Source organism: Microcoleus sp. BR0-C5 (assembly GCF_036705045.1).
Taxonomy (GTDB): domain Bacteria; phylum Cyanobacteriota; class Cyanobacteriia; order Cyanobacteriales; family Microcoleaceae; genus Microcoleus.
In genome coordinates this window covers 72,197-84,525 of record NZ_JAUBTR010000007.1, presented here as the reverse complement: position 1 = coordinate 84,525, position 12,329 = coordinate 72,197, and the positions used below count along the sequence as shown (strand labels likewise).

Below are 12,329 nucleotides of genomic sequence, written 5' to 3'. Positions count from 1 at the left end.
CAGGAGTCGTAAATTTTTGACCCCACCCCAACCCTCCCCTTATCAAGGGGAAGGGGTAAGAAATTCACAAATGATGCGAGGATGGCTATATCATTTCCGGTAACACTCATATATGATGTTGACTGTTGACTGTTGACTGTTGACGCCGTGAACAGTCAACAGTCAACTCGAATTTACTATTCCGATGAAGAGTGGATTTGATATGAGACCCAACAAAGATGACCCCCAAAAAAAGGATACCAGCCCCCGACAGGAGTCATGGAACTCCCAAAATTTTAGACTCTTGTTCAGTCTCCTAGATTCGTCTGTGGAGTAAATCGAAAATCTAAAATCGTTCGACGCTCGCGCGAGCCGAACCCCTTATGCCGAAGTCTAAAATCTACAATCTACAATCTACAATTGACTGATGGCGGACTAATTTCCATCCGGGTTGGTAGGAAATGTGACGATAAAATTAGTCCAGCCATTCCTGCTTTCAACCTCAATTTTTCCCTGCAACTGTTCCACAAGTTTTTGAACCAAAGCTAAACCCAAACCTGTACCTCCTTGTTTCCAAGGATCGGCGTTGGGAACTCGATAAAATTTCTCAAAAATTCGAGGCAATTCCTCTATGGAAATCGACGATTGATTGCTGAGTGTAAATTGGATTTCTGAAGCCACAGCACTTGCTTCTCGCGAATTTGTCCTTTGTCCTCCTTGTTCGCCGTCTCCGTTTTTGCACTCGACTTTGAGAGAAATTTCGCCGTCATTAGCCGTATATTTGCAGGCATTGTTGAGGAGTTCGGCTAAAATTCGTCCCAAACTAGCGCGGTTGGAACTGATCGTGGGGAGATGCCGGTCGCACTCTACTCGCAAATCTTGGTGGCGGTCGTGGGCCCGGGTGTAAAACGGGTCGATAATAGTAGGCAGCCAGACTTCTAAGTTTACTGGTTCGAGGTCGATCGGACAAGTTGCGGCTTCGAGCCGCTGCAAATCTAGCAAAGCATTAATCAAATCTGTTTCTCTAGTACATTCTGTTTCTAAAATTTCTAGATAAATCTGGCGTCGATCTACTGTGGGAGAAATTCTCAGCATATGAATAGCCATTTTTATATTAGCTAAAGGCGTCCGCAGTTCGTGAGAAACGGTGCTGAGAAATTCATCTTTAAGGACGTTTAAATGCTGAAGTTCGTGAACTTTTTGCTGCAATTCGGCGGTGCGTTCTTGGACTTGGCGTTCGAGGTCGGTGTTGAGATTTTGGACTTGCTGATAGAGTTGGGCTTGCTGAATGGCGATCGCGATTTGAGTTGCCAGTTGCAGCAGCAAATCCACTTCCGAAGGCTGCCACTGACGGGATTGGGAACACTGATGAACACACATCATCCCCCACAAATTGCCGTCTTGCAAAATTGGTACAATCAAATAAGCTTTGATTTGCGCTTGCTGGAACCAGGCATATTTTTCGGCGCTCAAACGGGCTTGGTCGATGTCGGGGACGGCATAAATTTCCTGTTCTATCACCGAAGCAGATTCTTGCCAAATATTATCTGGCAGGATTTCTCCTAAGATTGAAGGCCAATTTTCGGCAACGGATTCTGCCACTACAATGCCGTAATTGCTGGACTCTAAATGCAGGATTGCTACTCGATCAGCTTGCAAAACTTGGCGGACTTCATCGACGCTGGCGTTGAGAATTTCTTCGAGGTTTAAGGATTGGTGAATCCGCAAGGAAATGTGAGTTAACAGCCGATCGCGCTGCAATTGTTCGTGGAGTTTTGCAGTCCGTTCCCGCACCTGCTGTTCCAGTTTGGCATTGCGGCTTTGCAACAGTTCCACTTTTTCGGCTTGCAATTGATAAACCGACTGCTGCAACTGTTTGACAACTCGGTACATTTCGGTGGGGTCGAGGACTCTGAGCAAGCTGGTCTGAGTAATAATTCCCAACAGTTCTCCGCGCCCCCCGCACACGACCAACCGCTGCACTTGTTGCTGCTGCATTTCTTTGTGCGCCGTCCATAGGGAATCGGAAGGTTGAAGAAATTGCAGGGGAGTTCTCATGACTTTTTGAGCTGGGGTTTGCTTGAAATTTAGTTCGAGAAACTGTGCCTGCACGATGTCGTATTCGGTAATAATTCCCAGGGGTTGGTGAAAGGAATAGTGAAAAATGGAGGTATAGTCATCTTTGGGCTTCTCCATTGTTAATTCTTTGTTTTTTGTAATGACTACGCAACTGACTTGATGCTCTGACATCAGTTCGGTTATGGTCAGCAGCGAGGCGGTGTGAGGCGCTGTGATTGGCGTAGTCATTAATTCTGCTACCCGCCGCAATTTAAGAATGTTTGAAGGCTGCAATACTTGGCGAATTCTTTCCCGTGTCAGCACTCCTACTAAGTGGCGAAATTGATTGACGATCGGCAAATAGCGAATCTTGTGCTGGCGAAATAAGGATAAGGCGGTAAACACGTCTTGGTCATCGGATTCTGTGAGGGAGACCGACACCGGGGACATCACTTCAGAAATTGGTATTTTGTGCAGGGCTACTTTGTGCTGGCTGTCTATTCTACCAGAAGCTATCAGCCTCACTAGGTCGGCGGGTGTTAATATGCCAATTAACAGTCCGCGGCTGGGGTTGTCGGATAAGTTGCCTGTGGTAATAGTCTGCTGGTTCTGCACGACGAACACGCAGCGGGCCCGCACCTTTTCCGGCGTGGATGTTTCGGTCATCACCCCCCGGTCTGAGGGTACAGGTGTTTTGACTAGGGGACAACTGTTTTGCAACTGACTCATCAGGGCGATCGCCACTGCTAAGGAAGTTTCTGGCCCGGCAGTGAGGGGGTAGCGATCGATCGCTTGTTCTAAGGCTGAGGAGTAAAAGGGCGGGTGGTAAAACGGCATAGTGGATTGCAGGTTGTCAGAGGGCGGCTAACTATCGGGCAAAGCCTTAGGGAACGGCAGAAACACCTCGCCTGTGCTTGGGATTTAAATAATAAACTTTCTCATTGATTATTTCCACGCAATCTGAGCTTTAGATTAATCGTCTCACTAATCCGCAATCTTACTCATCTCAAATACGCAGGGCGGTTTTTACTGCCTGCTTTTCCCCTGAGACTCTCCTATAATCAAAATAACCCGAATGTAAAGTTTTACTACAAGATTTACCCATAATGACAACTTTAAGCTTAGAGCAAATTGCAGCCAAGTTAGAAAGCCAAAATTCAGCCGATCGAATGGTGGCTTTGGCCAACTTGCGGAATGTGCCTGCAGCAGAGGCGGTGCCTTTGATTAAAAAGGTGTTGAACGACGAAAGTTTGCAAGTGCGATCGATGGCTGTGTTTGCTCTCGGGGTCAAACCGACAGCAGAGTGCTATCCTATTCTAGTCAAATTGCTAGAAACTGACCCGGATTACGGCATTCGCGCTGACGCTGCGGGTGCTTTGGGCTATCTCGAAGATATCCGAGCTTTTGAGGCTTTGGTGCGGGCTTTTTACGAAGATACTCAATGGCTGGTGCGCTTCAGTGCTGCTGTTTCTCTGGGGAATCTCAAAGATCCCCGCGCTCGCGACGTGCTGCTAAAAGCTCTCGACAGCGAGCAAGTGGTGATCCAGCAGGCGGCAATTTCGGCTTTGGGGGAAATTAAAGATATTGGGGCGATCGATCGCATCCTCAATTTTGCTCAGTCGGAAGATTGGCTGATTCGCCAGAGGCTGGCTGAAGCTTTGGGCAATTTGCCGAGTGTTAAGAGCGTTTCGGCTTTGAAATACTTAGAAAAAGATAGTAATTCTCAAGTATCTCAGGCGGCAACAATTTCTCTTGATCGCCTGTCAAAAGCAGAAGCGTGACATAAAACTTTTAGTATGTTGAAAAACCCGGTTTATTCAATAAACCGGGTTAATCCGTATTTTAGCAATCTTAATAAAATTTATAGAGTATTCAGTAAAACCAGAATGTATTATTTAAGCTGCGAGGCTAAATCGCAAGTTAAAATAGTTGTCGATCTCCTTTAACCCAAACTAACCATGAATCAAGCACCCAATCCCTTTAACTCAAATCCCTCCAATCCCCTAGACCCCTTGGAGCAAGAAGTTGACGAGCAAGGTGAACCATTGCCGAAACAGTACCACCCAGCTACTAAAAAAACTCTGCAAAAAGTCTTTATTATCCTGGTAGTTGTTGGGGCAATTATTGGGGGAATTCTGTCTATAGGGGTGATTTCGCTGATGCAGAAGGCGGGACTGACAGATGTGCCAGCAAGGGTACAAAATCCTAAGTGAATCGGTGGGTTGAGCGTACCGGAAGCGATCGCCCAGCCTTAATTATAGTATCGTTCAATATCGTGCCCGTGTTGCTGGCGCGAAATTAGGATGCGATCGCTCGCCTTCCAAAGAAATCTTAATATTTTCCTTATTTTATTTGAGGCAACTGTGTCTATACAATCAAATTCGGTGCTGTAGCGGCCCCGGCCAAAAACAGTTTTAAATAAACCATACTTATTCAGAGTATAGAAAATGTTACTTATTGGGCTATTTATTGCCACCTTTTTTTTAGCATACTGCAATGGTGCTAATGATAATTTTAAAGGCGTGGCGACACTGTTTGGCAGTCAGACGACGAACTATAAAACAGCAATTGGTTGGGCAACGCTCACAACTTTTGCAGGTTCAGTATTTTCTATTTTTCTAGCAGAAACTCTGGTAAAAAGCTTTTCGGGAAAAGGATTAGTGCCAGACGCGATCGCCAATGGTCAAGATTTTCATTTAGCAGTCGCGATCGCTGCTGGTTTAACCGTCATTCTTGCTACCTTAACTGGATTCCCTATTTCCACAACTCACGGTCTTACAGGCGCTCTTGTAGGTGCAGGTTTAGTAGCAATTAGTACCGAAGTTAATTTTACTGCATTGCAGAAAACTTTTCTAATGCCTTTGTTGCTGAGTCCGATGATTGCGGTGGCATTAGGAGCTTTAATTTATGGGTTGTCTCGCTACCTGCGAGTTTATTTAGGAATCGAGAAAGAATGGTGTATTTGCGCTGGTCAAACTCAACAGATTATTCCCATTCCCCAACCCGATGGAACTAACATAATTAAGTGCATCACAACCGCTGATGTCGCGGTCGATTCTCTAGATAAATGTACGCAAAGGTACAAGGGAAATTTCTTACAAATTCCTAGCCAAAAGTTAGTGGATGTTTGCCATTTTATGAGTGCGGGAATCGTCAGTTTTGCCAGAGGATTGAACGACACCCCAAAAATTGTTTCGCTCATGTTAGTCGGTCAATCAATATCAGTTCAGTGGGGAAGTTTAGCAGTAGCTTTGGGAATGGCGATCGGCGGTTTATTGAATGCTAAAAAAGTTGCCGAAACAATGAGCAAAAAGCTGACAGCAATGAATACAGGTCAAGGACTTGTGGCAAACTTAGTGACGGGATTTTTAGTTATTGGTGCCAGTCGCTATGGACTTCCAGTTTCTACTACCCATGTTTCGGTAGGTTCAATCTTTGGTGTGGGATTGATTTCAAAAAAAGCTAATGTGCGCGTTTTCTATCAGATTCTACTATCATGGATTTTGACCTTGCCAATTGCTGCGCTAATCAGCGGCTGTGCTTACTTGGTGTTGCATCGGTAAGAGAATTAATCGTTAGGAGCGCAAATTAAATAATTTACACTCTTGAAAGTGGGGAGTAGGGGTTGGGCGTCCCGCCCGCCCTTTCTGGACGGGCGGGACGCCCATCCCACAAGAACCATCACGCATTGTAAGTTATTTAATTCTCATTCCTTAGTCCTAGAAGAGAAGAGAATGAGTTCGCAGTTGATTTGGGATTGCCATCAAAGGATAACGTTATGAAATCTAACGGTAAAAACAAGAAATCGTGCCGGGAGTTTTTGAATAAAAATTTAAGGGTAATTTATGGTTAAAAATTCGACGATCGCGCTACCTGTTGCAGATAAATTGATTGCTGCTGGCTTTCACGCTCTTTCCGAGCCTTTGCGGCTTCAGATTCTCGAGTTGCTGCGGGAACAGGAGTTGTGTGTGTGCGATTTGTGCGATCGGCTGTCTGTCCCCCAGCCTAAACTCTCTTTCCACCTCAAAACCCTAAAAGAAGCCGGTTTAGTTCGCAGCCGCCAAGAAGGGCGCTGGATCTACTACAGCCTCAATTTAGCTCAGTTTATCGCCCTCGAACAGTACCTCGCCGAATACCGCCGTTTCAGCCAGATCCTGCCGGCGCGCCCCTGTTCGGACGCAGATTAACCCATCAACATTTCTTAATGTGTTTATGGGCTATTTGTCTTCCCTCATACTTGACATATCAAATTTTATTGATATGATTCCAGTGTACCCCTTAGTTATGACATTGGGTGAGGTCAATGAAGCCAGCAGAAAAGCCCAAGGCTTTCGCACTAAGTATAATTGCTTTGACCATAGGTGCGATCGGGCTTCTCAACTCCTGCGGACAAGTCCAGTCGCCAGAATCGCAAAGCATTAAAATAGACGGTTCCAGCACTGTGTATCCAATTACGGATGCGATCGCCAAAGAATATCAAAATACCAATCCCAAAAAAGCATCAATTACTGTTGAATTTTCCGGTACAGGTGGAGGGTTTAGAAAGTTTTGTGCTGGCGAAACAGACATCAGCAACGCCTCGCGCCCCATCAGCGCAGGGGAAATGGAAGCCTGCAACAAAGCAGGCATCCGCTACTACGAATTACCAGTCGCCTTTGACGCGCTAACAGTAGTAGTCAATCCCCAAAATAGCTGGGCAAAAGACATCACAGTAGCCGAACTAAAAAAACTTTGGGAACCCGCCGCCCAAGGAAAAATTACCCGCTGGAATCAGATTCGACCTAATTGGCCAAATCAACCTATAACCCTTTACGGTGCAGGCAAAGATTCCGGTACATTTGACTACTTCACAGAAGCAACAGTAGGTACTGCGAAATCCAGCCGTACCGACTATACAGCTAGTGAAGATGATAATGTTTTAGCCCAAGGAGTTATCAAAGATCCAAATGCCTTGGGTTACTTTGGATTAAGCTATTACGAAACCAATCAAAATCAATTAAAAGCATTAGGAATAGACAATGGTAAAGGGCCAGTTCTACCCAGCATACAAACTGTAGAAAACGCTCAATATCAACCCCTCGGTAGACCTCTTTTTATCTATGTCAGTTACACCGCTGTCCAAAATAAACCAGAGGTGGGCGAGTTTGTGCAATTCTACATGAAAAAAGCACCAAGTTTAGTCCAGTCGGTCGGTTACATTCCCCTACCAAGCGAAGGCTATCAACTGATTTACAAGAATTTCTACAATGGCAAAGTTGGGACTTTCTTCGATGGTCAAGCTAGGTTTGACTTAACCATTGGAGAGTTATTACGAAAAGAGGCAAAATTTTAATTTTTTCTCATGAATTTTCACTTACCAGTTAACTAAAATGAATCATCCTCAAGCAACTAACCCACCTGTCAAAGCAGGAAGCAAGCTCAGTTTTTTTGAAAGATATCTCACCCTTTGGGTATTTCTTTGCATTTTAGGCGGTATTATTCTCGGTAAATTATTCCCCAGCGTCGCCGTCACCCTTGATAATCTGAGCGTTTATCAGGTGTCAATTCCTATTGCCATTTGTCTATTTTTTATGATGTATCCCATCATGGTAAAAATTGACTTTACTCAGGCAGCTAATGCAGCGCGAACGCCCAAACCAGTGATTTTAACATTAGTCGTCAACTGGCTCATAAAACCATTGACAATGGTAGCCTTTTCTCAGTTTTTCTTAGGTTGGCTATTTCGCCCCCTCATTACCGGCACCGAAATAATTCGGGGCAGTGAAGTCTCCATCGCTAGTTCCTACATTGCGGGTACAATATTATTAGGAATTGCCCCTTGTACTGCGATGGTTTTAATGTGGGGATATCTCTCCTACGGGAATCAAGGACATACCCTCGTTATGGTTGCCGTTAATTCCCTAGCAATGCTGTTTTTATATGCACCATTAGGCAGATGGCTGTTAGCAGCCAATGATTTAGTTGTTCCTTGGCAGACAATAGTATTGTCTGTATTGATTTATGTCGGTTTGCCCTTAGCCGCCGGAATGTATAGCCGTTTCTGGATTTTTAAACATAAAGGGCGAGAATGGTTTGAACGAGAGTTTATGCAATATCTGAGTCCAGTTGCTACGGCTGCCCTTTTGATTACGCTAATTCTTTTGTTTGCCTTCAAAGGAGAGTTGATTGTCAACAATCCTCTGCATATTCTTTTAATTGCTGTGCCTCTGTTTATCCAGACAAACTTCATTTTCCTGATTTCTTATGTAGCAGCTTTAAAACTCAACCTGTGCTACGAAGATTCAGCACCGGCCGCGCTGATTGGGGCCAGCAATCATTTTGAGGTAGCGATTGCTACGGCTGTGATGCTGTTTGGCTTAAACTCAGGTGCAGCCTTGGCTACAGTTGTGGGTGTTTTAATTGAGGTTCCAGTGATGTTAATGTTAGTAGAATTCTGCAAGCGAACAGCATTTTGGTTTCCGCGAAAACCAGAAAGTGCCTCGCTGCGAGACCCTCGTTGTCTGCCCAATTCCAATTGCTAGAATCTCATGAACGACTTTACTCATAAACCCCGAATTCTCTTTTTATACGGCTCGTTAAGAGAGCGTTCTTACAGCCGCTTGTTGGCGGAAGAATCGGCTCTAATTATTGAGGCTTTCGGTGCCGAAGTTAGGTTTTTCAATCCTCTAGAATTGCCGATTTATGGTAGCGTTCCCGATACGCATCCGAAGGTTCAAGAATTACGAGAATTGAGCCTATGGTCGGAGGGTCAAGTGTGGTCTAGTCCAGAAATGCACGGTAATATTACTGGCATTATGAAAAACCAAATTGACTGGATTCCTTTAAATATTGGGGCCGTCAGACCAACTCAAGGTCGAACTTTGGCAGTGATGCAAGTCAGCGGCGGTTCCCAGTCTTTTAATGCTGTGAATACTTTGAGAATTTTGGGCCGCTGGATGCGGATGTTTACGATTCCGAATCAGTCTTCGGTTGCTAAGGCTTATCAGGAATTTAATGAAGATGGGACGATGAAGGATTCGCCTTATCGCGATCGCGCGATCGACGTAATGGAGGAACTGTACAAGTTTACCTTGCTGTTGCGGGAGCAAACCGACTATTTGACCGATCGCTACAGCGAACGCAAGGAACAAGCAGCTAAAGAGGCGATCGCCCTAGCAAATCGCGCCCTTGAAACATCTAACTAACAACTAACAACTAACAACCAACAACCAACAAAAACCATGAAAAAAGTAATGTTTGTTTGCAAAAGAAACTCCTGCCGATCGCAAATGGCAGAAGGATTCGCTAAAACCATCGGCGCCGGCAAGATTGGAGTCACCAGTTCCGGGTTAGAATCAAGCAGAGTTCATCCAACAGCAATTCAAGTCATGTCAGAAATCGGCATTGACATCACCGATCAAACATCCAACCCATTAAGCGAATTCAATGCAGAAGACTACGATGCAGTAATTTCTCTCTGCGGCTGCGGCGTGAATTTACCCGAAGCGTGGGTATTGCGAGAAGTGTTTGAAGATTGGCAACTCGACGATCCCGACGGACAACCCATCGAAACTTTTCACCGCGTTAGAGATGAAATTAAAGCACGAGTTGAAACATTAGTGGACTCTCTAAAGTAAGATTAGTCTCAAAATGATAATTCTTGCCTTGTCGGTTTTAACTCAGCTCTTGCAGTATTGTCAATAAGCCTTTTATGAACAGGCAAGATGCCTGTTCCACAAGAAAATTAATCTTTTTGTGGAACAGGCATCTTTTTGTGGAACAGGCATCTTTTTGTGGAACAGGCATCTTGCCTGTTCTTAAAAATAGTGCAAGATGTGATTTTCAATTAACTTTGTAGCCAAGAATTCAAATTTGGCTCTGTCGCATCCAAATAATTAGTGCTAAATTATGAGAGGCGTTCCCCCGGAACGCCTCTACATTCGTTGCGAGCACAGACCAAAAGGTTAGCACATGATTCAGACAGCAGTCACCCCTTTCAAAAACAAAATTAACTCAGCTTTAACTAAAAAGCAGATTACAGTTTTACAAATTAATCTCGGCAAACGCTGCAACCTCGCTTGCACTCACTGCCACGTAGAAGCTAGCCCGACACGAACAGAAGAACTTTCCCCGGAAATTTGCGACCAATTAATTGAAATCATTCGCCGCTTTCCTCAAATTCAAACTGTTGACCTCACCGGCGGTGCTCCCGAAATGCTTTACGGTTTTAAACCGCTAGCGGAAGCTGCCAGGGCGGCAGGTAAAGAGGTAATTGTTCGTTCTAATTTGACGATTTACTTTGAAAAAGGTTTTGAAGATATTCCCGAATATTGCGCGCAACACCAACTCAGAATTGTGGCGTCGCTTCCCTGCTACCAAGCTGACAATGTGGACAAAATGCGCGGTAACGGTGTTTTTGACAGTTCGATTCGGGCGCTGCAAAGGCTAAATCAGTTGGGATACGGGAAAAACCCAAATTTAACTCTGGATTTGGTGTACAATCCACAAGTGCCGGCAACAGACAAGTTTTCCCTAACACCGGAACAAGGCAAGTTAGAGCAAGATTACAAGGTTTATTTAGCCGAACATTTTGGGATTTGTTTTAATCAATTGTTCGCGATTACTAATTTGCCGGTGGGACGGACGAAGTTTCATTTGGAACATAAGAAACTTCACAAGCCTTATCTGGGGTTTTTGGAAGATAATTTTAATCCCGGTACTCTGGAACATTTAATGTGCCGTAACGAATTGTCGATCGACTATTTGGGCAATGTCTACGACTGCGATTTTAACCAGATGGAAAATCTGCCGGCGAAAACTGGCAGTGGGGAAAAAATAAATACTGCTAAATTGCTCGCATCTGGCAGTTTAGATGTGATTCAAGAGGTGCAAACGGCTGCTTATTGTTACGGCTGTACGGCGGGTAGCGGTTCTAGCTGTGGCGGTACTTTGATTTGAGCAATACAGTAGGGACACTCCAAGAGCCCATAGGTGTCAAGTTAAGGTAGAACCCATAGTCCGGCAGGGGTTTCAACAAGAGCCTCAAAGCTAAAGTCCTCGCTTCAGAGGACTGAAGAAGTTATTAGTCCTCTTGAGAGGACTTTCGCTATTAGACAGGGGTTTCAACCCCTGGCGGACTGGCGGGTGGGCGGATGGACTTGGCGGGCTAACAGCTTAAGTTGACACGCTTTGGGCAGTGCCGTGTCCCTACCCTGGAAACGACGGTGTATGCAATTTAGACTGGGGAGTTTAGGTAATGAATGATTCGCGATCGCCCGATGAAAATCCGCCGCCATCAAATAGGTGGAAGCTGATTTTAGGGATTGGTTTAGCTGTGGCTTTGATTGTGGCGACTAAGTTTTTTAACTTCCAAGGAATTCTGAAAAATGCCCTGGAGTCGATCGCTAGTCTCGGCCCTTGGGGCCCGGCAGCTTTTATTCTAATTTACATTGTCGCAACAGTTCTATTTATCCCCGGTTCTTTGCTGACTCTCGGTTCGGGCGTTTTGTTTGGAGTCGTTGGCGGTTCGGTTTGTGTTTCCATCGGCTCGATTTTAGGTGCAACTTGCGCTTTTTTGGTAGGGCGGTATTTAACTCGCGACTGGGTTTCCAAACAGATAGAGGGCAATCAAAAATTTAAGGCGATCGACTCGGCAGTTGCCTCTGAAGGATGGAAAATTGTTTTGCTGACGCGGCTTTCTCCCATTTTTCCGTTTAATTTGCTTAACTATGCTTTTGGAGTCACGCAGGTATCTTTAAAAGACTATTTTTTGGCATCTTGGATCGGCATGATTCCCGGAACAGTCATGTATGTTTATATCGGTTCCCTGGCTGGGAGTTTGGCTGCACTCGGATCGCCAGGTCGATCGCGCACTGCTGCTGAGTGGGCTCTCTACGGCATTGGTTTGCTAGCAACGATCGCCCTCACCGTTTATGCAACCCGCTTGGCCAAAAAAGCTTTAGACGAAAAAATTTCCCATTGAAACCACAGCACAAATTAGTAAAAATGTCAAGAGACTTTAGCCCACACATTATAATACATTGCTAATTTAAAAAACTCCGTGTTTTCTCTGTGTTATTTATAATTATTTTGTTATACAAAAGAGATAGATATTAAAGATATCGTAAAGCAGTTACCTCAATTAGGTAAACCGAAGGTCAAAATATAAAGCTGATGCCAAAATAGAAGGCGAGCGTGCGATCGGAATAAGAATTGTTTGCAGTCAGGAATGCAAGTCATACCATTTTAAATTTGAGATTAGAGATTTGAGATTGCGAATGACTGATGCCTAGCAGGGTTGGGATCACCGGCCT

At 44.8% G+C, this 12,329-nt stretch carries 11 protein-coding genes; 10 read left to right on the top strand and 1 reads right to left on the bottom strand.

Features of this window, described 5'->3' with window-relative positions:
• Window positions 1-414: 414 nt before the first annotated feature.
• On the bottom strand, window positions 415-2,874 hold the full coding sequence (locus QUB08_RS05345; protein ID WP_333223790.1) for a CBS domain-containing protein: 2,460 nt from the start codon (window positions 2,872-2,874) through the stop codon (window positions 415-417).
• A 269-nt stretch (window positions 2,875-3,143) separates the two neighbouring features.
• Between QUB08_RS05345 and QUB08_RS05340 the strand changes: the two genes are divergently transcribed.
• The 10 genes from QUB08_RS05340 (at window position 3,144) to QUB08_RS05295 (ending at window position 11,998) form a co-directional block, all read left to right on the top strand.
• Window positions 3,144-3,818, top strand: a complete 675-nt coding sequence (locus tag QUB08_RS05340; RefSeq protein WP_333223789.1) for a HEAT repeat domain-containing protein — start codon at window positions 3,144-3,146, stop codon at window positions 3,816-3,818.
• Between the two features lie 177 nt (window positions 3,819-3,995).
• Window positions 3,996-4,250 (top strand): hypothetical protein, encoded by a 255-nt coding sequence (locus tag QUB08_RS05335; RefSeq protein WP_333223788.1) that lies wholly within the window; start codon window positions 3,996-3,998, stop codon window positions 4,248-4,250.
• A gap of 234 nt (window positions 4,251-4,484) precedes the next feature.
• Window positions 4,485-5,600, top strand: a complete 1,116-nt coding sequence (locus QUB08_RS05330; protein WP_333223787.1) for an inorganic phosphate transporter — start codon at window positions 4,485-4,487, stop codon at window positions 5,598-5,600.
• Between the two features lie 282 nt (window positions 5,601-5,882).
• The gene (locus tag QUB08_RS05325) at window positions 5,883-6,224 is read left to right on the top strand and encodes a metalloregulator ArsR/SmtB family transcription factor (RefSeq protein WP_333223786.1); all 342 of its coding nucleotides are present in this window, start codon (window positions 5,883-5,885) and stop codon (window positions 6,222-6,224) included.
• Window positions 6,225-6,340: 116 nt separating this feature from the next.
• The gene (locus tag QUB08_RS05320) at window positions 6,341-7,369 is read left to right on the top strand and encodes a PstS family phosphate ABC transporter substrate-binding protein (protein ID WP_333223785.1); all 1,029 of its coding nucleotides are present in this window, start codon (window positions 6,341-6,343) and stop codon (window positions 7,367-7,369) included.
• A gap of 37 nt (window positions 7,370-7,406) precedes the next feature.
• Window positions 7,407-8,558, top strand: coding sequence for an ACR3 family arsenite efflux transporter (gene arsB / locus QUB08_RS05315; RefSeq protein ID WP_333223784.1), 1,152 nt, complete (start codon window positions 7,407-7,409; stop codon window positions 8,556-8,558).
• Window positions 8,559-8,564: 6 nt separating this feature from the next.
• Window positions 8,565-9,221 carry an arsenical resistance protein ArsH gene (arsH, locus tag QUB08_RS05310; protein ID WP_333223783.1) on the top strand — a complete coding sequence of 219 codons (657 nt, stop codon included), beginning with the start codon at window positions 8,565-8,567 and terminating at the stop codon, window positions 9,219-9,221.
• 36 nt (window positions 9,222-9,257) lie between these two features.
• A complete protein-coding gene (arsC, locus tag QUB08_RS05305) occupies window positions 9,258-9,653 on the top strand; it encodes an arsenate reductase, glutathione/glutaredoxin type (RefSeq protein ID WP_006633827.1) in 396 nt (131 codons plus the stop codon).
• Window positions 9,654-9,987: 334 nt separating this feature from the next.
• Complete coding sequence (gene arsS, locus QUB08_RS05300; RefSeq protein WP_333223782.1) at window positions 9,988-10,974, top strand: arsenosugar biosynthesis radical SAM (seleno)protein ArsS; 987 nt, start codon at window positions 9,988-9,990, stop codon at window positions 10,972-10,974.
• A gap of 298 nt (window positions 10,975-11,272) precedes the next feature.
• A complete protein-coding gene (locus QUB08_RS05295) occupies window positions 11,273-11,998 on the top strand; it encodes a TVP38/TMEM64 family protein (protein ID WP_333223781.1) in 726 nt (241 codons plus the stop codon).
• Window positions 11,999-12,329: the final 331 nt, after the last annotated feature.